Genomic DNA, 22,135 nt, shown 5'->3' with positions numbered 1-22,135 from the left:
CTCCTCCGCCGGCGGTCTGGTCCTGACCGCCGGCCAGGGCAACTACGCGGCCGCGAACGTCTTCCTCGACGCTCTCGCCGCCCACCGCCACGCCGTCGGCCTGCCCGCCACCTCGATGGCCTACGGCCTCTGGGACGTCGGCGCCGGCCTCGGCGAGCACCTCCTGGAGCTCAATCGCAACCGCATGGCCGCCCAGGGTGTCCCGCCGCTCTCCCGCGAGGCCGGTCTGGCGCTGTTCGCCGCCGCTCTGCGCAGCGAGCGCGCCGCCGTCGTCCCGATCCGGGTCGACGCCGCGGCCCTGCGCGCCCGCACCGACGAGGTCCCCGCGCTGCTGCGCGCCCTCGTCCCGGCCGCCCGCCGCACGGCGGCGCACGCTCCGGTGTCGGCCGCGCCGGCCGACGGTCTCGCCGCCCGGCTCGTCGGGCTGACGGAGGCGGAGCAGCGGCGGACCGTCCTCGAACTCGTCCGGGCCCGGGTGGCCGGTCTGCTCGGCCACGAGTCGGGCGACGCGATCGAGCCGGACCGCGCGTTCCAGGAGCTCGGCTTCGACTCCCTCGCCGCGACCGACCTGCGCAACCAGCTCAACACCCTCACCGGCCTGCGCCTGCCCGCGACCCTCGCCTTCGACCACCCGAACGCCGAGGCCGTGACGGACCTCATCGTCACCGAGCTGGGCGTGCGGACGGCGGCCGCGAGCGGCGAGGCGTCCCGCGCCGAGGCCGACCTGCGCGCCGCGCTGCAGTCGATCCCGACCCGCCGCCTGCGCGACGCGGGCCTGGTCGACGCCCTGCTCGACCTGGCCGACGACCGGGTCCGTTCCATCGACGCCGAGACGGACGTTCCGGTGGCGACGGAGGTCCGCCACGACCCGATCGCGATCGTCGGCATGGCCTGCCGCTACCCGGGCGGGGTGACCACGCCCGAGCAGCTCTGGCAGCTGGTGACGTCCGGCGCGGACGCGATCTCCCCGTTCCCCGTCGATCGCGGCTGGGACCTTTCGACGCTCCGCACAGAGGACTCGTACTACACCCGCGCAGGCGGATTCCTCGACGGCGCCGCCGAGTTCGACCCCGGCTTCTTCGGGATCTCCCCGCGCGAGGCCCTGGCGATGGACCCGCAGCAGCGGCTCACGCTGGAGCTCTCCTGGGAGGCCCTGGAGCGGGCCGGCATCGACCCGACCGGCCTGCGCGGCACCCGCACCGGCGTCTTCACCGGCGTGATGTACCACGACTACCCGGGCAGCGACGGCAACGGCAGTGTCGTGGCCGGCCGCGTCTCGTACAAGCTCGGCCTGGAGGGCCCGGCCGTCGCCGTGGACACCGCCTGCTCCTCCTCCCTGGTCGCGCTGCACCTGGCCGCCCAGGCGCTGCGCCAGGGCGACTGCTCGCTCGCGATCACCGGCGGCGTGACGGTCATGGCCACACCCGGGGTGTTCGCCGAGTTCGGCCGGCAGGGCGCGCTCGCCCCCGACGGGCGCTGCAAGTCCTTCGCGTCCGCCGCCGACGGCACGGGCTTCGCGGAGGGCGCGGGCTTCCTGGTCGTCGAGCGGCTGTCGGACGCGCTGCGCAACGGGCACCCGGTGCTGGCGCTCGTCCGCGGCAGCGCCGTCAACCAGGACGGCGCGTCGAACGGCCTGACGGCGCCGAACGGTCCGTCGCAGCAGCGGGTGATCCGGCAGGCGCTCGCCAACGCCCGCCTCGGCGCCGACCAGGTGGACGTGGTCGAGGCGCACGGCACGGGCACGACGCTGGGCGACCCGATCGAGGCCCAGGCGCTCCTCGCCACCTACGGCCAGGACCGCGAACGGCCCCTGTTCCTCGGCTCGATCAAGTCGAACATCGGGCACACCCAGGCAGCGGCCGGTGTCGCCGGCGTGATCAAGATGGTGCTCGCGATGCACAACGGCGAGCTGCCCTCGACGCTCCACGTCGACGAGCCGAGCGCGAACGTGGACTGGTCGGAGGGGGCCGTCCGGCTCCTGACCGAGCCCCGGCCGTGGGCTGCGGGCGAGCGTCCGCGGCGCGCCGGCGTCTCCTCCTTCGGGATCAGTGGCACCAACGCCCACGTGATCATCGAGGAGGCCCCGACGGCGGACCTGTCCACGGAGTCGCCTGAGGTCGAGCCCGGTGTCGTGCCGTGGCTGCTGTCCGCCGCGACCCCGGAGGCCCTACGCGCGCAGGCCGAGCGGCTGCTCGCCGCCGGCGCCGACGATGCCCGGCCGGTGGATGTCGCGTACTCCCTGGCGACGACCCGCGCCGCGCTCGAACACCGCGCGGCCGTGGTCGGCGACGGGACGGAGCAACTCCTGGCCGGCCTGCGGACGGTAAGGGACGGCGGGGCGCCGACCGGCATCGCCACGAGTGGGCGGACGGCCTTCCTCTTCTCGGGGCAGGGCTCGCAACGGCTCGGCATGGGCCGGGAGTTGTACGCCAGGTTCCCGGTGTTCGCTCGGGCCTTCGATGAGGTGTGCGGGGCTCTGGAGCTTCCGCTTCGGGACGTCGTGTGGGGGTCGGACGAGGAGCTGCTGAACCAGACTGTGTACGCCCAGGCCGGGTTGTTCGCCGTCGAGGTGGCGCTCTACCGTCTCGTCGAATCGCTGGGTGTGCGACCGGAGTTCGTGGTCGGCCACTCGATCGGTGAGGTGGCCGCGGCGCACGTGGCCGGGGTGTTCTCGCTGGAGGACGCCTGCGCCCTGGTGGCGGCCCGTGGTCGGCTGATGCAGGCGCTGCCGGAGGGCGGTGCGATGCTGGCGGTGCAGGCGACGGAGGACGAAGTCCTGCCGCTGCTGGGCGAGTTCGTGTCGATCGCGGCCGTCAACGGCCCGACGTCGATCGTCGTCTCGGGCACGGAGGAGGCCGTCGCGGCTGTCGAGGCGCACTTCGCGGACCGCAAGACGACCCGCCTGCGGGTCTCCCACGCGTTCCACTCGCCACTGATGGACCCGATGCTGGAGGACTTCCGTGAGGTCCTCACGGGGCTGACGTACCGGGCGCCTTCGATCCCGGTGATCTCCAATCTGACGGGCGGGCCGGCCGATGGCCTGACGTCGCCCGACTACTGGGTGCGCCACGTCCGCGAGGCCGTCCGCTTCGCCGACGGCGTCCGCACCCTCCACGAATCCGGCGTCCGCCGGTTCCTCGAACTCGGCCCCGACGCCGTCCTCACCGCCCTCACCGCGAGCGCGCTGTCCGACCGCGAGGCCGAAGCGATCCCGGCGCTGCGCCGCGGACGCGACGAGGAGCGGACCGTCGTCGAGGCGCTGGCACGCCTGCACGTGCTGGGCGTGCCGGTGGACTGGTCCGCCTTCCACGCCGGGACCGGCGCCCGCCGGGTAGCCCTGCCGACGTACGCGTTCCAGCACCGCCGCTTCTGGACGGACACCTCGGCGTTCTTCCCCACGGCCGAGTCCGCCGGACTCAGGAACGCCGAGCACCCGCTGCTCACCGGCTCGCTCGAACTGGCCGGTACCGCCGGGCTGGTGTTCACCGGCCGGCTGTCGGCCCGGTCGCACGAGTGGCTGGCCGACCACGTCGTCATGGGTTCGGTGCTGATGCCGGGCACGGCGCTGGTCGAGCTGGCCGTGCGCGCCGGCGACGAGGCCGGCTGCGACCTGGTCGAGGAACTGACCATGGCCGCGCCGCTCGTGCTGCCCGAGGACGGGACCGTCCGGATCCAGGTGCGGCTGGCCGAGCCGGACGACTCCGGCCGCCGCGCCGTCGGCATCCACTCCACGGCGGACACCGGTCCGGAGCCGGTCTGGACCCTGCACGCGAGCGGCGTGCTGGGCTCGGGCGCGGCGCCGGCGGAGTTCGACGCCTCGGTGTGGCCGCCGCTCGAAGCCGAACAACTGGACCTCACCGGACTGTACGAGGGCCTGGCGGACGCCGGGTTCGGGTACGGCCCGGCGTTCCGGGGCCTCCGAGCGGCCTGGCGGCGCGGGGACGAGCTCTTCGCGGAGGTCGCCCTGCCCGAGGGCACCGAGGGCACCGGCTTCGGCCTGCACCCGGCGCTGTTCGACGCCTGCCTCCACGGCTTTGCCCCGGCGGGCTCCGGCGAGGGTGGCGGTGTGCCGTTCGCGTGGGAGAACGTGGCGCTGTACGCCTCCGGCGCGTCGGCGGTGCGGGTGCGCCTGACGCGGTCGGCTGCCGGCGCGCTGGTGCTCGCCGTGGCCGACGCCGACGGCAGGCCGGTGGCCTCGGTCGGCGCGCTGACGGTGCGCCCGATCGCCGCCGACCAGCTGGCCGCGGGCTCGCGGGTCGGCCGGGACGAGCTCTTCCGGCTGGACTGGGTGCCGGTGAGGGCTTCCGGCTCTGCGGAGTTCGTCGAGGTCGCCTCGCTGGCGGAGGTACCGGTGGACGTCCCGCCGGTGGTCGTGATCGAGATGGCCGCCGCCGAGGCGCACGCGCGAACGGCGCAAGCACTGGAGCTCGCCCAGGCCTGGTTGGCGGAGGAGCGCTTCGCAACCTCGCGGCTGGTGTTCGTGACGCGCGGCGCGGTGGCGGGCGAGGACCTGTCGGGCGCAGCCGTGTGGGGGCTGGTGCGGTCGGCGATGACCGAGGAGCCGGGCCGCTTCGGCCTGGTGGACCTGGTGGGGGAGGCGGAGCTGCCGTCCGCCGCCCTGGGCCTGGACGAGCCGCAGCTGCTCGTCCGTGACGGGGAGACTCTCGCGGCCCGGCTCGTCCGCACGGAAGCGGCGGCCGACGCGGCGGCTGTGTGGCCGAGCGAGGGCACGGTCCTGATCACGGGCGGAACGGGCGGCCTCGGCCGTCTGCTCGCCCGGCACCTCGCGGGCGAGCACGGTGTGCGCAGCCTGCTGCTGGTGAGCCGTCGCGGCGCGGACGCCGAGGGCGTCGACGCGCTGCTCGCCGAGCTGGCGGAGTGCGGGGCGCAGGCCGCCGTCGAGGCCTGCGACGTCGCCGATGAGGCCGTCATAGCCGACCTGTTCGCCCGCCACGACATCCGCGCGGTCGTGCACACCGCCGGCGTGCTCGACGACGGTGTGATCGCTTCGCTGACCCCCGGGCGCCTGAGCGCCGTCCTGCGCCCGAAGGCGGACGCGGCGTGGAACCTGCACCGGGCCACCGAGGGCCTCGACCTCGACGCCTTTGTTCTCTTCTCCTCCGTGGCCGGCACGTTCGGCAGCGCGGGCCAGGCCGCCTACGCGGCGGGCAACGCCTACCTGGACGCCCTGGCGGTCCACCGCCGCTCGCTCGGCCTGCCCGCCGTCTCGCTCGCCTGGGGCCCCTGGTCCGACGTGGCGGGCATGACCGGCACGCTCACCGACGCCGAGCGCGAGCGGATGACCCGCGCCGGCGTGCCGCCGCTCGACCCGGAGCACGGGCTGGCGCTGTTCGACGCGGTCGCCACCGGTGCCGAGCCGGCCGTCCTGCCCGTCCGGCTCGACCTGCCCGCCCTGCGGGACCGGGGCGACGTCCCCGCCCTGCTGCGCGGCCTGGTCCGGACCCCTGCGCGCCGGGCGGCCACGGCCCCCGCCGCGATCGACCTGACCCGGCGGCTGTCGGGCCTGGGCGGTGAGGAGCGCCGTGAGGCCCTCCTGGATCTGGTGCGCGACCAGATCGCGCTGGTGCTCGGCCACGAGGGCCGGTCGACGGTGGACCCCTCGCGGGCCTTCCAGGACCTCGGCTTCGACTCGCTGACGGCGGTCGAACTGCGCAACCGGCTGCGGACGGTGACCGGTCTCCAGCTGCCGACGACCGTCGTGTTCGACTACCCGACCGCCCACACGCTCGCCGGCTTCCTGCTGGAAGGCCTGTTCGGCACCGCGGAGACCGTGGAACTCCCGGCGGCCCTGCCCGTCCCGTCCGACGATCCGATCGTGCTCGTCGGAATGGCCTGCCGCTACCCCGGCGGCGTGGCGTCGCCGGAGGACCTGTGGCGTCTGGTGGCCGACGGCGTGGACGCGGTGTCGGAGTTCCCGGCCGACCGCGGCTGGGACGTCGAGACGCTCTACGACCCGGACCCGGACCACAGCGGCACGTCCTACACCCGGACGGGCGGATTCCTGCGGGAGGCGGCGGCGTTCGACGCGGCGTTCTTCGGGATGAGCCCGCGCGAGGCGCTCGCGACGGACGCGCAGCAGCGTCTGCTGCTGGAGACCTCGTGGGAGGCCTTCGAGCGGGCCGGCATCGACCCGGTGTCCCTGCGCGGCAGCCGGACCGGCGTCTTCGCGGGCGTGATGTACGCCGACTACGCGAACCTGCTCGGCGGCGGTGAGTTCGAGGGCCACCAGGGCAGCGGCAGCGCCGGAAGTGTGGCCTCGGGCCGGGTGTCCTACACCCTCGGCCTGGAGGGCCCGGCGGTCACGGTCGACACGGCCTGCTCCTCCTCCCTCGTCGCGATGCACCTCGCCGCCCAGGCCCTGCGCAGCGGCGAGTGCACGCTGGCCCTGGCGGGCGGCGTGACGGTGATGTCCACCCCGGCGACGTTCGTCGAGTTCTCCCGGCAGCGGGGCCTGGCCGCGGACGGCCGCAGCAAGGCCTTCGCCGAGGCGGCGGACGGCGTGGGCTGGGGCGAGGGCATCGGCCTGGTGGTGCTGGAACGGCTGTCGGACGCCCGCCGCAACGGGCACCGGGTGCTCGCGGTGCTGCGGGGGAGTGCCGTCAACCAGGACGGTGCGTCCAACGGCCTCACCGCGCCGAACGGTCCGTCGCAGCAGCGCGTGATCCGCCAGGCGCTGGCGAGTGCCGGGCTGTCGTTCGGCGACGTGGACGCCGTCGAGGCGCACGGCACGGGCACGACGCTCGGTGACCCGATCGAGGCCCAGGCGCTGCTCGCGACGTACGGCCAGGACCGCGAAGTCCCGCTGCTGCTGGGCTCGATCAAGTCGAACATCGGCCACTCCCAGGCCGCGGCCGGTGTCGCCGGCGTGATCAAGATGGTGCTGGCGATGCAGCACGGAGTGCTCCCGCAGTCCCTGCACATCGACCAGCCCTCCACCCACGTCGACTGGACGGCCGGCGCCGTCGAGCTGCTCACCGAGCGCACCGACTGGCCGGCCACCGACCACCCGCGCCGCGCGGGCGTGTCGTCCTTCGGGATCAGCGGCACCAACGCGCACGTCATCCTGGAACTGCCCGAGTCGGCGGAGCCGGAGAAGGAGGCCGCACCCGGCCTGCTGCCGTGGGTGGTGTCCGCCAAGTCCGAGGCGGCGCTGGACGCACAGCTCGCGCGGCTCACGAATGCCGGGGAACTGCCCTCCGCGGACGTGGCGTTCACCTTGGCCGGGCGGTCGGCGCTGCCGCACCGCGCGGTGCTCGTGGACGGCGTGGCGGTGGCCCGAGGGGTCCCGGCCGACGGCAGGACAGCGTTCCTGTTCTCCGGGCAGGGCTCGCAACGCCTCGACATGGGGCGGGAGTTGTACGACCGGTTCCCGGTGTTCGCCCGGGCCTTCGACGAGGTGTGCGGGGCCCTGGAGCTTCCGCTTCGGGACGTCGTGTGGGGCTCGGACGAGGAGCAGCTGAACCGGACCGCGTACGCCCAGGCCGGGCTGTTCGCCGTCGAGGTGGCGCTCTACCGTCTCGTCGAATCCCTCGGTGTGCGCGCCGAGTTCCTGGCCGGGCACTCGATCGGTGAGGTCGCTGCGGCGCACGTCGCCGGAGTGTTCGGCCTGGCCGACGCCTGCGCCCTGGTGGCCGCCCGCGGCCGTCTGATGCAGGCGCTGCCGTCCGGCGGCGCGATGCTCGCCGTGCAGGCGACGGAGGACGAAGTGCGGCCCCTGCTGGGCGACTTCGTGTCGATCGCCGCCGTCAACGGCCCGCGCTCGATCGTCGTCTCAGGAGCGGAGGACGCCGTCGCGGCGATCGAGGCGCACTTCGCCGACCGCCGGACCACGCGCCTGCGGGTGTCCCACGCGTTCCACTCGCCGCTGATGGACCCGATGCTGGCGGACTTCCGCGAGGTCCTCAACGGGCTGACCTACCACGCCCCTTCGATCCCGGTCGTCTCCAACCTGACCGGTGAACTCGGCGACGAGGACCTCTGCACCCCCGACTACTGGGTGCGCCACGTCCGCGAGGCCGTCCGTTTCGCCGACGGCGTCCGCACCCTCCACGAGGCCGGCGTCCGCCGGTTCCTCGAACTCGGCCCCGACGCCGTCCTCACCGCGCTCACCGCGAGCGCGCTGCCCGACGACGCCGACACCGTGGCCACCCCCGCGCTCCGCAAGGACCGGCCCGAGGAGGCGAACCTCCTCCAGGCCCTCGCGAGCCTGCACGTCCACGGCGCGAAGGTCGACTGGCGGGCCCTGCTCGCCGGAGCCGGCCGGCACCTCGCCGAGCTCCCGACCTACCCGTTCGAGCACCGGGACTACTGGCCGACCGGCCTGCCCGCCGGCCGGGGCGCCGAGTCCGCCGGGCTCAGGAACGCCGAACACCCGCTGCTCACCGGCTCGCTGGAGCTGGCCGACAGCGACGGCCTGCTGTTCACCGGCCGTCTGTCGGCGCGGTCCCACCCGTGGGCGGCGGACCACGTCGTCATGGGCTCGGTCCTGGTGCCGGGCACGGCGCTGGTCGAACTGGCCGTGCGCGCGGGCGACGAGATCGGCTGCGACGTCGTCGAGGAGCTGACGCTCGCGGCGCCGCTGGTCCTCCCGGGGGCGGGAGCCGTGCAGCTCCAGGTCGCCGTCGGGGCGCCGGACGACGCGGGCCGCCGGCCCGTGACCGTGCACTCCCGGCCCGGTTCGGGCGGCCTGCACCCGTGGACCCTGCACGCCGGCGGCGTGCTCGGCACGGGCGCGGCACCGGCGGCGTTCGACGCCTCGGTGTGGCCGCCGGCCGGCGCCGAACGGGTCGACCTGACCGGCCTCTACGACGGCCTGGCGGAGGCCGGGTTCGGGTACGGCCCCGCCTTCCAGGGCCTCCGGACGGTCTGGCGCCGGGGCGACGAGCTCTTCGCGGACGTCGCCCTGCCCGAGGGCGTCGAGGGCGGCGCCTACGGTCTGCACCCGGCCCTGTTCGATGCCTGCCTGCACACGCTCGCCGTGGGCGGCGGGCTCGGCGAGGGCGGCGCCGGGGTGCCGTTCGCGTGGGAGGACGTCGCGCTGCACGCCTCCGGGGCGTCCGCGCTGCGGGTCCGGCTGGCGCCGTCGGCGTCCGGCGGGCTGGCGCTCGCCGCGGCCGACACCGAGGGCCGGCCGGTCGCGTCGGTGGGCTCGCTCACCGTCCGGCCGATCGCCGCCGAGCAGCTCGGCGCCGCCGCCCGCCCGGCGGGCCACGACGCACTGTTCCGCCTCGACTGGGGGCCGGTGCAGGCGCCCGCCGACGCGGACGTGGCGTCCGTCGCCGTCGAGCCGACCGCGCAGGCGCTGACCGAGCTCGCCGCCCGGTCCGACGTGCCGCCGGTGGTGCTGGCCGAACTCCCCGCCGGCGGTGCCGAGTCGGTGCACGACCGGGTCGCTGCCGTCCTGGAGATGCTCCAGACGTGGCTCGCGCACGACGGGTTCGCCGCCTCCCGTCTGGTGTTCGTCACGCGGGGCGCGGAGTCCGGCGCAGACCTCGCGGGCGCCGCGGCCTGGGGCCTGGTGCGCTCGGCGGCCTCGGAGGAGCCGGGCCGGTTCGGCCTGCTCGACCTCGCCACCGCCGAGACCGCGCTGATCCCCGCCGCCCTCACCGCCGCCCTCACCGCCGAAGAGCCGCAACTTCTCCTCCGCGACGGCGAGTTGTTCGCCGCCCGCCTCGCGCGGGAGGAGCTCGCGACCGAGGCCCCGAGCTGGCCCACCGAGGGCACGGTGCTGATCACCGGCGGCACCGGCGGCCTCGGCCGCCTGGTGGCCCGGCACCTCGCCGCCGAGCACGGCGTGCGCAGCCTGCTCCTGGTCAGCCGCAGCGGCGCCGCCGCCGACGGCGTGGCCGAACTGGTCGCCGAACTCGCCGGGCTCGGCGCCGAGACGGCCGTCGAGGCCTGCGACGTCGCCGACGAGGCCGCCGTCACCGGGCTGTTCGCCCGCCACGACGTCCGCGCGGTGGTGCACACCGCGGGCGTCCTGGACGACGGGACGATCGGCTCGCTCACGCCCGAGCGCATCGGCGCCGTCCTGCGCCCGAAGGCGGACGCCGCGTGGAACCTCCACCGAGCCGCCGAAGGCGTCGAGACCTTCGTCCTGTTCTCCTCGGCGGCCGGCACGCTCGGCAACCCCGGCCAGGCCAACTACGCGGCGGCCAACGCCTTCCTGGACGCCCTCGCCCGCCACCGCCACTCCCTCGGCCTGCCCGCCGTCTCCCTGGCGTGGGGTCCGTGGACCGGCACCGGGGGCATGACCGGCACCCTCACCGAGGCCGAGGCCGAACGACTGGCCCGGGCCGGCATGCCGCCGCTCACGCCGGAACTGGGCCTCGCCCTGTTCGACGCGACCACGGCCGGCACGGCACCCGCCGTCCTGCCGCTCCGCCTCGACCCGGCCGCCCTGAGCCGGCGCGGCGAGATCCCGCCGCTCCTGCGCGGCCTGGTGCGCGTGCCGGTGCGGCGCGGCTCGGCCGCCGGCGCGGACGGCGGGACGGGCGGCGGCGCCGAGTTCGTGCGACGGCTGTCCGAACTGCCGGGCACCGAGCGGCGCGAGGCGCTGCTGGAGGCGGTCCGCCGCCAGGTGGCCGCGGTCCTCGGCCACACCGAGGCGTCCGGGGTGGACCCGCAGCGGGCCTTCCAGGACCTCGGCCTCGACTCCCTCACGGCAGTCGAACTGCGCAACCGCCTGGGAGGGCTGGTGGGCCTGCGGCTGCCGGCGACGCTCGTCTTCGACCACCCGACGGTGGCGGAGCTGGCGGACCACCTGTTCGAGCGGCTCGGCCTGGAGCCCGAGCCCACCGCGGGCCCGGCCGCCCTGCTGGCCGAACTGGACCGGCTGGAGCAGGCGTTCGGGACGACCGAGGTGGACGGCTCGGACGACGCGCTGTTCGACCAGGTGTCCGCCCGGCTGGAGGTGCTGCGCTCGAAGTGGCTCGCCGCCCGGAGCGCCGCCGTCGCCGACGGGGCCTCGGGCTCCGGGGCCTTCGACTTCGAGTCGGCCTCGGACGACGAGATGTTCGACCTTCTGGACAACGAACTGGGCCTCGCCGACTGACCCGGCCCCACCCCTCCCCGCGTCGCGGGAGTCCACTCCTGGGCTCCCGCGACGCCTTCTTCGCGTGCCATCCGCCGACCGGGGCGGCACCGGACGATGCGGGTTTCTTCACCGACCTCGCCCTGGATCTGGGCGGCCCCGGTCCGCACCATCTGATCGGCGGGTACGCGCTGCCGGTCCAGGACACCGTGGAGCTCGAAGTCGCGCGGTACGACCATGCGGAGGCCCACGAGTGGCTGCTCCTGGCGCAGATCGACACCGACGAGCGCGCCGCGATGGTGTGGAGTGACGGCGGTGCGCTCTACTGGCTGATCAGGCGGCAGGACCTGGCCGAGCGGCGTTTCGACCGTGCCCGATTCACCTCGCAGTGCTGATCCCGCGGCGAGTCGGTGGAGGCGGTCCCACGCCCCGGCCGTCCGGCGGTGGCTCGATCCGACCCCCACAAATCGCCCAACAACGATCATGGCGGCGCCCCCCAGCGATCCAAACATCAGTTTTGGACACTCTCCTAGCCTCCCCGGGCGCACAGTTGGCGGCAGCGTGCGGCCGAGGGCGCCGCACCGCGGGCCGGGAGGCGGACACATGGGAACGACGATGCTCGGGGACCTGCTCGACGAGGCGGTGCTGATACTCGACGGCGCGGTCCGGACGGACGCGCGCCAGGAGGCGGAGGAACTGGCCGCGCGGGTGCTCGGCGTGGACGCGGCCGGGCTGGATCCGCGGAGGGAAGTCGACGGCAGATCGGTACGGCGGCTGCGGGAGCTGGTGGGCAGGAGAGTCGACGGCGTACCGCTCGGTCACCTGACCGGGCGGACCGTGTTCGCCGGGCTCGAACTCCTCGTCGGGTCCGGCGTGTTCGTGCCGCGGGTGCACAGCGAGCTCGTGCTGGCAGCCGGCCTGGCGGCCGTTGCGGAGACGGAGGAACCGACGGTCGTCGACCTGTGCGCCGGCTCCGGCGCGATCGGACTCGCCCTCGCCCACGCACGGCCGGACGCCCGGGTGCACGCGGTCGAGTTCGACCCCGTCGCCGCGGACTTCACCCGCCGCAACGCGGCCCGCCGCGCCGCCCTCGGGGACACCGGGGTGACCGTCCACGAGGGCGAGGCGGCCCGGGCGGGCGAACTGACCGGGCTGGCGGCCGAGGCGGACCTGGTCCTCGCGAACCCGCCGTTCATGCCGGACGCGGCCGACGTGCCGGACGAGTTCGGCCGCTACCAGCCCCGGCAGGCCGTCTTCGGCGGCGCCGACGGCCTGCGGGTCGTCCGCCAGGTGGTGGAGGCGGCGGCGGAGCTGCTGCGACGGGGCGCCACGCTGGTGGTCGAGCACGGCCACCTGCACGGCGCGACGGTGCCGGCGCTCCTGCGCGAGTCGGGCCGCTTCGCCGAGGTGTCCTGCCACCCGGACCACGACGGCTGGCCCCTCTACTCGGTGGCGGCCCGGACGGGCGCCCTCCCCACCGCCGACCGAGGCTGAAACCCGCGTAAGCACCTCCGGGGCCGGCTCTCTTCCCGAGAACCGGCCCCGGTTGATCCCGAGCAGTGACGGAGCGGCCCTGCCCTCGGGTGCGAGGGCAGGGCCGCGAAGCATGGGCTGAGGCCAGAGGCTGGACCGCGTTTGTGCGCAGGAAGTCGGCTCGGCCGACTTCCTGCGCACGGCCAGGACGGGCAGCGTGGCTCAGCGTGGCGTCAGCGGCCGCCGGAAGCCGACCACGGCGAGCCAGGCGCCGACCCCCGCCACCGCAGCGCCGAGCAGCAGGGCCCACACGGCGGTGCCCGTCCCGGGCAGGCCCAGGGCGAGGGCGCGCGTGGAGTCGATGGCGTACGTGAGCGGGTTGACGTGGGCGACGGCGGCCAGCCAGTCCGGGAGGTCGGCGGTCGGGACGTAGGCGCTGGAGGCGAACATCAGCGGGAGCACCGCGATGATCGCGAGGTTCTGGATCGGCTCGGCGCGGCGCAGCCAGGCCGCCGCCGCGATGAACAGCCAGCCGAGTGCCCAGCTCATGAACAGCGTCAGCCCGATGGAGGCCACGACCGCGCCGGCCCCGCCCCTGGGGTTGTAGCCGAGCACGAGGATGCCGAGCAGCAGGATGATCACGGCCTGGACGGCGGCGCGCACCAGCGTGGTGAGGCTGCGGGCGACGAGCAGCGAGCTCGGCGCGACGGGCAGGCAGCGCAGCCGCGCGACGATGCCGTTCTGCAGGTCCTCGACGAGGCCGACCCCGGACTGGACGGCGGACTGCACCGCGTTGTCGACCAGGACGGCGGGCAGGACGAAGTCCAGGTACGTGACGTCTGGCGGGAAGTGCGGCGGGAGCCCCATTCGGCTGAACACCTGGGAGAGCACCACGAGCGTGATGACGGGCTGGAGCAGGCCGAAGAGCAGTACCGCGGGGTCGGTCACGAGCGCGCGCAGCGACCGGCCGGTGAGGATGCGGACCTGGGTGAGCCGCGAGCTGCCGCGCCAGGCGGGCGCGGTGGGCGTCGACGTGCGGGGCGGTCGGCCGGTGTCGAGCGTGGTGGTCACCGAGCGGGTCCTTCCGGGCTGACGAGGCTGGCGGGGCTGGCGAGGCGGGCGGCGCCGTCGGCGCGGTGCGCCAGGGCGAGGTAGACGTCGTCCAGGCCGGGCTCGCCGAAGGTGAGCTCCGCGGCCTCGATCCCGACCCCGTCGAGTGCCCGGACGACGGCGGCGATGTCGCGGGTGGCCTCGATCGGGACGACGAGGGCGGTGCCCTCGCGGCCGGTGACGGGGGCGAGTCCGGCTCGGCGCAGTGCCTCGGCGGCGCGCTCGGAGTCGCTCCCGGGGTCGCTCCCGGCAGGCCCGTCGAGGACGACGGTGACGGTGCGCCGGCCGACCTGGGCCTTGAGCTCGGCCGGGGTGCCGTGGGCGACGACGCTACCGCCGGAGAGCACGGTGATGGCGTCGGCGAGCCGATCGGCCTCGTCGAGGTACTGGGTGGTGAGCAGGACGGTGGTGCCCTCGGCAACGAGGCCCTCGACGATCTCCCAGAGGCCGAGCCGGCTGACCGGGTCGAGGCCGGTGGTGGGTTCGTCGAGGAACACCACCTCGGGTCGGCCGACCAGGCTCGCGGCGAGGTCGAGGCGTCGGCGCAGCCCGCCGGAGTAGGTCTTGGCGGGCCGGTCGGCGACCTGCCCGAGGTCGAACAGGGCGAGGAGCTCGTCGGCGCGGGTCCGGGCGACGCGGCGGCCGGCGCCGAGCAGCCCGGCGAGCAGGAGGAGGTTGTCGCGTCCGCTGAGCCGGCCGTCGACGGTGGCGTACTGGCCGGTGAGGCCGATCCGGCGGCGGACCTCGGCGGGGCGGCGCCGGACGTCGAAGCCGGCGACGCTGGCCCGGCCGGTGGTGGGCGCGAGGGCGGTGGTGAGGACGCCGACGAGGGTGGTCTTGCCGGCGCCGTTGTGGCCGAGCAGGGCGAGCACGCTGCCCCGGGGGACGGCGAGGCTCACCGAGTCGAGGGCGCGGACGGTGCCGAAGGTCATGCCGACGTCGACCGCCTCGATCACGAGGTCGTCGTCGGCCGCGGCGGGCGGGGGCGGGGCGGTGCGGGCGGGCATGGTCGGGTCTCCGTACGGGGGATCGGCAGGGGCTCGCGGGGCTGTCGGCTGACGGGGTCAGCCGACGGGGTCAGTCGACGGCGTCCATCAGGCGGAAGAGCTCCTCGTCGGTGGCCGCGTCGAGGTCGGGCCCCGGGCCCGGGCGAGCCGGCCCGGCGGGTGCGGCGCAGCGCCGGGCGAGGTCGCGCAGCCGGGTGGCGGTGGCCGGGTCGAGGGCGGTGCCGGCGGCGAGCAGCGCGGCGAGCCGGTCGACCAGGTCGGCGGCGGTGGGCTCCGGTGCGGCTCCCCGGTCGAGCCGGGCGCCGAGGGCGCGGACGACGGCGGCCGGGGACGGGTGGTCGAAGACGAGGGTCGCGGGGAGGGCGGTGCCGGTGGCGGCGGCGATGCGTTCGCGCAGCTCGATCGCGTTGACGGAGTTGACGCCGAGGTCGGAGAACGCGTGGGCGGCATCGAGGTCGTCGGCGCCGCACCCGAGCACGGCGGCGGTCTCCGCGAGGACGAGCTTGAGGAGGAGGGCGTCGCGCTCCTCGGGGCTCGCTGTTGCGAGCCGGTCGTCGAAGATCGGCACGTCGGCCACGGTTACGGCCACGGCCGGCGGCGTCGGGGCGGCGGCCGCGAGCCAGTACGTCTGCCGCTGGAACGGGTACGTCGGCAGCGGCACGGGCCGGGCGCCGGGCAGGACGGCGTCCCAGTCCACCGGCACGCCGTGCTGGTGGAGGCGGCCGGCGGCGGCGAGCAGGGCACGCGTCTCGTCCGCCTGGTGCGCCGAGCCGCTGGCGATGACGGCGGCCGACGGTGCGGGGTCCTTGGCGGCCAGGCACTCACCGAGCATGGGTGCGAGCGCGGCGGCGGGTCCGAGTTCGAGGTAGGCGTCGACGCGCTCCGCCTCCAGCCGCGACACGGCGTCCCGGAAGCGGACCGGCTCCCGGGCCTGCCGCACCCAGTGGCCCGGGTCGCGGGCCTCGACGGCGGTCAGCGAGCGCCCCGTCACGCCGGAGACCAGCGGCACGGCGGGCGCGGCGAACGACAACCCCTCCAGCACGTCGCGGAATTCCGCCAGCATCGGCTCCAGCAGCGGCGAGTGGAAGGCGTGCGACACACGCAGCCGTGTCGTGCGCCGGTCCGCGAAGTGCGCCTCGATCGCCGCGACGGCGCCCTCGGCGCCCGAGACGACGACGGACGACGGCCCGTTGACGGCCGCGAGCGAGACGAACTCGCCCAGCAGCGGCAGGACTTCGTCCTCCGTCGCCCGGACGGCGAGCATCGCGCCCCCGGCCGGGAGGGACTGCATGAGCCGTCCCCGGGCTGCGACCAGCGTGCACGCGTCCACCAGCGACAGCACTCCGGCCACGTGCGCGGCGGCGATCTCGCCGACCGAGTGCCCGGCCAGCAGGTCGGGCCGCACGCCCCAGGACTCCAACAGCCGGTGGAGCGCGACCTCGTGGGCGAACAGCGCGGGCTGCGCGAACTCCGTCCGGTCGAGCAGCGGTTCGGGACCGTCGTCCCACAGGACGGGGCGCAGCGGCCGCTTCAGCAGCGGATCCAGGACGCCGCACACCTCGTCCAGGGCGGTCGCGAACTCCGGGAAGGCGGCGGCGAGTTCGCGCCCCATCCCGGGCCGCTGGCTGCCCTGCCCGGCGAAGACGAAGGCGAGCCGCCCGCCGCCGTCGCGCCGACCGGTCGCGGGGGCGACCGGCGAAGTCTCCCCGGTGGCGAACCGCCGCAGCGCGTCCACGAGTTCGGTGCGGTCGGCGCCGACCAGCAGCGCCCGGTGGCCGTGGACGGCCCGGGTGGTGACCAGCGCGTGCGCGAGGTCCGGCAGGGCGTACGAGGGGTGGGCGGCGACGTGCTCGGCCAGCCGCCCGGCCTGGGCCCGCAGGGCCGGCTCGCTACGGGCGGAGAGCACCAGCGGCACGGGACGGTTGCCGCAGCCCCCGGAACCCCCGCAGCCCCCGGAACCCCCGGAGCCCTCGGAACCCCCGCAGCCCCCGGAACCCCCGGAGCCCTCGGAACCCCCGGAGCCCTCGGAACCCCCGGGCACCGCCGGCGCCTCCTCCAGCACCACGTGCGCGTTTGTCCCGCTGATCCCGAACGACGACACGCCCGCGCGCCGCGCCCGACCGGCCTCCCGGGGCCACGGCTGCGCCTGCGTCAGCAGCCGGACGGCGCCGGAGGACCAGTCCACCCGGGTGGTCGGCTCGGTGACGTGCAGGGTTCGCGGCAGCAGGCCGTGCCGCAGCGCCTGCACCGTCTTGATCACGCCGGCCACTCCGGCCGCCGCCTGGGCGTGCCCGATGTTCGACTTGACGGACCCGAGCCACAGCGGGCGGTCCGCCGGGCGTGCGCCACCGTGCACGGCCAGCAGCGCCTGCGCCTCGATCGGGTCGCCGAGCGAGGTCCCGGTGCCGTGGGCCTCGACGGCGTCGACGTCGCCGGGGGCGAGCCCCGCGTCGGCCAGTGCGCGGCGGATCACCCGCTGCTGCGCCGGGCCGTTGGGCGCGGTGATGCCGTTCGAGGCGCCGTCCTGGTTGACGGCCGAGCCGCGGACGACGGCGAGCACCGGGTGCCCGTTGCGCCGTGCGTCGCTCAGCCGCTCCAGGACGAGCAGGCCCGCGCCCTCGGCCCACGCGGCGCCGTCGGCGTCGTCCGAGAAGGACTTGCACCGGCCGTCGGGGGCCAGGCCGCGCAGCCGGGAGAACTCGACGAACGACCCCGGCGTGGCCATCACCGCGACGCCGCCGGCCAGGGCGAGCGAGGACTCGCCCGAGCGCAGCGAGCGGCAGGCGAGGTGGAGGGCGACGAGCGAGGAGGAGCACGCGGTGTCGACGGTGAGCGCCGGGCCCTCCAGGCCGAAGCAGTACGAGATCCGCCCGGCGAGCGCGCTGCCGGCGGTGCCGATCCCGAGGAGTCCCTCCAACTCCGCAGGGGCGCCGGCACCGTAGTCGTGGTACATCGCACCGGTGAAGACGCCGGTGCGGCTTCCGCGCAGCCCGGTCGGGTCGATGCCGGCGTGCTCCAGCGCCTCCCAGGCGGTCTCCAGGAGCAGCCGCTGTTGCGGGTCGGCGGCCAGCGCCTCGCGCGGGGAGAAGCCGAAGAAGGCGGCGTCGAACCGCCCTGCGCCGTCCAGGAATCCGCCCCGGCGGACGTAGGACGTCCCGGGGTGCTCGGGGTCGTCGTGGAAGAGGCCGTCGAGGTCCCACCCGCGGTCGGCGGGGAACGCGGAGTCGGTGTGGGTGCCGTCGGCGACGAGCGTCCAGAGGTCGTCGGGGGAGGAGACACCACCCGGCAGCCGGCAGGCCATGCCGACGATCGCGACCGGCTCGTCGGAGGCGTCGTACGGGCCCTCGTCCGGTCGGTCCGGCGCCGCGCCCGACAGCAGGGACGCGACGGCGGCCGGGGTGGGGTGGTCGAAGCCGAGGCTCACCGGCAGCGGACGGCCGGTCTCCTCCGCCAGCAGGTTGCGCAGCCGGATGGTGCGCACCGAGTCCAGCCCGTACGCGCGGAACGCCGTGTCGGGGCCGATCGCCTCGTCCTCCGGGCCCCGTTCCATGACCTCGGCCGCGCACGAGCGCACGAGGTCCAGCGCGTCGCGGTAGTCGAGCGCGGACGGACCGGGGACGGACGCCTCCTGGGCCACCAGCTCCTCCAGCGACCGGCGGTGCAGCTTCCCGGCCGGGGTGCGCGGGAGGTCGTCGACGGTCACCAGTTCCAGCGGCATCTTGTACTCGGCGACCTCCCGCTCACGGAGGAAACCGGTCACGGCCCGCAGCCCGATCGCCGGGTCCGCCGCACGGGTGAGCACCAGGCACGGGATCTCGCCGAGCCGCGCGTCCGCCCGCCCGACGACGGCGAGCGGGCCGATGCCCGGCATCGCCGCCAGGAGCTCCTGGACCTCGGTCGCGTCGAACTTCCGCCCGCCCACGTTGATCAGCTCCGCCGCACGTCCGTGGAAGCGCAGCAGCCCGTCCTCCGCGAGGCTCGCCCGGTCGCCCGTGCGCAGCCAGCCGTCCGGCGTGATCGCCGCGCGGGTCAGCTCGGGATCCCGGTAGTAGCCGCGGAACATGCTCGGGCTGCGGTACTGGAGGTCGCCCGGTGCGCCCGGGGGCAGTTCGCCCCCGTCCTCGCCGATGACCCGCACGCGCGCCCCGGTGGTCGGCCGGCCCACGCTGCGCACTGCGGCCCCGTCCGGGTCGGCCGGCGAGGTGCGGGTGCCGGTGCCCAGTTCAGACATGCCCCACACCACCACCAGCTCGCCGCCGAGCGCCGCCCGCACGTCCGTGGCCAGCGCGGCGGGGATCGCCGCCCCGGCGGTGCGCACCTGGTGCGGCCGGAATCCGGCGGGCCGGCCGGTGCGGGCCAGCGCACCGACGATGTCGTGCAGCTGCGCCGGGACGGCGAACACCGCACTGGGGGCGGTGCGCCGGGCCAGCGCGAGGAAGCGCTCGGGATCCCAGCCGCGCAGCAGGACCTGCCGGCAGGCCCGGAACAGCGCGGTGTGCAGGGACTGCAGGCCGAACAGGTGGGTGAGCGGGCAGGCCGTCAGGATCGCGTCGGCGAAGGCCGCGCCGCCTTCCTCGGCGACGGGGGCGGTGTTGGAGAGCAGTCCGTCGTGGCTGTGCAGGCAGATCTTGGGCCGCGCCGAGGTGGTGCCGGAGGAGGGGAGAAGGACCAGCGGCTGGTCCGGTACGACCTCGACCGGGTGCGGTTCCCGGCCCGCGTGGTCGGCCATCGTCCGGGCCAGGGAGCGGACCCCGGGCGGCAGTCCGTCCGGATCCCCCGCGACCAGCACCGCCCGCAGGGACGGTACGGCCGCCGGCAGTTCGCGGGCGGTGGCCACCGCCTCCGGCGCGAACAGGGCCGCCACCGGGTCCACCCGGCCCAGCAGTGCCCGCACGTCGGCGGCGCCGTACCCGGCGTGCACCGGCAGCATGACCGCGCCGACGGTGGCGACGGCCAGGTGAGCGGTCTGGTACTCCCAGCAGTTCGGCAGCTGGACCGCGACCACCTCACCCGGGCCCACGCCCAGCTCCTGGAGCGCCCGGGCCAGCGACGCCACTTCCGCCCGCCACTGACGCCAGGTCAGCTCGCGATCGCCGTCGACCAGTGCCACGGCGTCGGGGTCGCGCCGTACGGCCGCCGCGAACACCCCGGGCAGGGTGTGACCGCCCAGCGCTCCGGGAGCCCCGGAGGCCGGATCGATCGTGTAGTCATCGCTGTGGACGGACACCTTCACTCCCGGGGTCGGTGCGGGTTGCGCTGTCATCCTCGGCCCCGGCCCGCCGGGAAAGCCCTAGAGGCTAGAGCCGACGCGATGCGGCGCGGGGAACGGCCGGGACCTGCTCGGGGAACGTGGTGTCCAGCAGCGCCAGCAGCGGGCGGGCCTTCACCACCGTCTCGTCGAACTCGGCCTCGGCGTCGGAGAGGGCGATGATCGCGCCGCCCACCCCGTAGCGCAGCCGCCCCTCGCTCACCACGGCGGTGCGGATGACGATGCTCAGATCGGCGGCGCCGGTCAGCGAGAGGTAGCCGATCGCGCCCGAGTAGATGCCGCGCGGGCCGCCTTCCAGGCGGTCGATGATCTGCATGGTGCGGATCTTGGGCGTGCCCGTCATCGAGCCGCCGGGGAAGGCCGAGCGGATGCCGTCAACCGCGCTGTACCCGGGGTGCAGCCGCGCCCGTACGGTGCTGACCAGCTGATGGACGGTGGTGTACGTCTCGACGTCGAAGAGCGGGTCGGCGACGACGGATCCGGTCTCGGCGCACTGCCCGAGATCGTGCCGGACGAGGTCGACGACCATGAGGTTCTCGGCCCGGTCCTTCTCGCTGGTCGCCAGGTCGGCGACGAGCAGGGTGTCCTCCTGCGGGGTGGCGCCGCGCGGGCGGGTGCCCTTGATGGGCTTGGACTCCATCACCCCGTCCGGCCCGATCCGCAGGAAGCGCTCGGGGGAGGAGCTGAGCACGGACAGCCCGCCGAAGCCGAGGAAGGCGGCGAACGGTGCCGGGCTGATCCGCCGAAGGGCTCGGTAGGCCTGCCAGGGGTCGAACGCGGCCGGGGCGTCGATCATGTTGGTGAGGCAGACCTCGTAGGTCTCGCCGGCCCCGATCTCGTCCTGGCAGGCGTCGATGAGCTGGAGGTAGGCCTCACGGGGGTGGCGCAGCCGTAGGTGGGCCGACTGGCCGGGCGGGTTGTGGGCCGGCGGGTCGGTGCGCGGTGCGGGGCCGGTGAGCCGGGCGGCGGTGTCCCGCAGCCAGGCCCTGGCGGGCTCCTCCCGGCCGTCCTCGGCCAGGGCGAGCAGGTGTGCGGCGCCGGTGCGGTGGTCGAGGACGACTGCCCGGTCGGCGAACACCATGACGGCGTCCGGGTCGGGCGAACGGTGGGCACGGTCGCCGCCGCACTCGGCCTTGAGCTCGTAGCCGAGGCAGCCGACCCAGCCGAGCGCGAAGTCGAACGGCAGCTCGGGCACCTCCACGTGCAGCGAGCGGAGGTCCGTGTCGAGCCAGTGCAGGAACTCGTCCTCCAGCACCCGCGTGCCGCCCTCGGCCGTCACCGTGACGGTCCCCCGGGAGACGTCCGCGCTCGCCACCCGGGCGAGCGGGCCGGAGGCGTCGCCCATCACGGAGACCTGGCCGAGCCGCCCGCCGGGGAGGCTGCTGTCCAGCCAGAACGGGTGGCTGCCGATGCGGAAGAGCCGGTCGAAGACGGTTTCGGCGTCCCACCGGGTCTCGATCTCCCGGGTCAGCACGGTCAGTTGCCGGGTGGCCGGGAGCGGAGTGCGGTCGGGCCGGGTGCGGGGCCGCGGTACCGCGGGGGCGCGTCCGCGGCCGTGGCGGTGCGCGTGGTTGAAGCGCTCGGCGAGGTCCCGGAAGTTCGAGAGCAGCTGGTGCCCGGCCTCGGTGCCGATCGACTCGGGGTGGAACTGCACGCCCCACAGCGGGAGTTCGCGGTGGCTCAGGGCCATCAGCACGCCGTCGTCGGTGGCCCAGGCGATCGGTTCCAGCACAGGGGGGAGGTTGGTGACGGCGAGCGAGTGGTAGCGGACGACCTCCAGCGGATTGGGCAGGTGGCGGAAGAGCCCGCTGCCGCTGTGCCGCACGTCCGAGGTGCGTCCGTGCCGGGGTTCGGGCGCCCGGCCGACGGCGGCGCCGTGGGCGAGGGCGAGACCCTGGTGGCCGAGGCAGACGCCGAGGACGGGCAGCCGGCCCTCACGGGCGATCCCGGCGCAGTGGCCGAAGTCGGAGGGGTTGTGCGGGGTGCCGGGGCCGGGGGAGAGGACGACGGCGTCGAAGTCGTCGAGCAGCTCGGGCCGGAAGGACGGGTCGTCGTTGCGGATGACCTCCGGCTCACGCCCGTTGACCTCGGCGAGGTAGTGGAACAGGTTGTAGGTGAACGAGTCGTAGTTGTCGACCAGGAGAGTGCGCATCAGTGGTCCTTGTCGTGCCGTGCCGCCGGGCGGGGCCGGCTGCAGCTCAAGGGCGGGGCGGCCGGCGGTTG

At 75.5% G+C, this 22,135-nt stretch carries 7 protein-coding genes; 3 read left to right on the top strand and 4 right to left on the bottom strand.

What is annotated here, in order from left to right; all coding sequences use genetic code 11:
- The 3 genes from ACIRYZ_RS41745 to ACIRYZ_RS41735 all read left to right on the top strand — a co-directional run.
- A partial coding sequence (locus ACIRYZ_RS41745) for an SDR family NAD(P)-dependent oxidoreductase (protein WP_402953885.1) occupies positions 1 to 11,074 on the top strand: 11,074 nt, incomplete at its 5' end.
- Positions 11,071 to 11,448 carry a DUF1963 domain-containing protein gene (locus ACIRYZ_RS41740; RefSeq protein ID WP_402953887.1) on the top strand — a complete coding sequence of 126 codons (378 nt, stop codon included), beginning with the start codon at positions 11,071 to 11,073 and terminating at the stop codon, positions 11,446 to 11,448. The genes ACIRYZ_RS41745 and ACIRYZ_RS41740, both read left to right, overlap by 4 nt.
- Positions 11,449 to 11,656: 208 nt before the next feature.
- On the top strand, positions 11,657 to 12,547 hold the full coding sequence (locus tag ACIRYZ_RS41735) for a N5-glutamine methyltransferase family protein (RefSeq protein WP_402953884.1): 891 nt from the start codon (positions 11,657 to 11,659) through the stop codon (positions 12,545 to 12,547).
- Between the two features lie 201 nt (positions 12,548 to 12,748).
- On the opposite strand, the gene ACIRYZ_RS41730 is transcribed toward ACIRYZ_RS41735, so the two are convergent.
- The 4 genes from ACIRYZ_RS41730 to pabB all read right to left on the bottom strand — a co-directional run bounded on the left by ACIRYZ_RS41730 (position 12,749) and on the right by pabB (position 22,064).
- The gene (locus tag ACIRYZ_RS41730; RefSeq protein WP_402953883.1) at positions 12,749 to 13,597 is read right to left on the bottom strand and encodes an ABC transporter permease; all 849 of its coding nucleotides are present in this window, start codon (positions 13,595 to 13,597) and stop codon (positions 12,749 to 12,751) included.
- Positions 13,594 to 14,643, bottom strand: a complete 1,050-nt coding sequence (locus ACIRYZ_RS41725) for an ATP-binding cassette domain-containing protein (protein WP_402953882.1) — start codon at positions 14,641 to 14,643, stop codon at positions 13,594 to 13,596. The genes ACIRYZ_RS41730 and ACIRYZ_RS41725 overlap by 4 nt, the downstream gene beginning before the upstream one ends.
- Before the next feature lie 70 nt (positions 14,644 to 14,713).
- Positions 14,714 to 19,870, bottom strand: a complete 5,157-nt coding sequence (locus ACIRYZ_RS41720; protein WP_402953881.1) for a beta-ketoacyl synthase N-terminal-like domain-containing protein — start codon at positions 19,868 to 19,870, stop codon at positions 14,714 to 14,716.
- 70 nt (positions 19,871 to 19,940) lie between these two features.
- Positions 19,941 to 22,064 (bottom strand): aminodeoxychorismate synthase component I, encoded by a 2,124-nt coding sequence (gene pabB, locus ACIRYZ_RS41715; RefSeq protein ID WP_402953880.1) that lies wholly within the window; start codon positions 22,062 to 22,064, stop codon positions 19,941 to 19,943.
- Positions 22,065 to 22,135 lie beyond the last annotated feature (71 nt).

Source organism: Kitasatospora sp. NPDC101155, from assembly GCF_044768305.1.
Classification (GTDB): Bacteria; Actinomycetota; Actinomycetes; order Streptomycetales; family Streptomycetaceae; genus Kitasatospora.
This window is presented reverse-complemented; position numbering and strand designations above follow the sequence as displayed.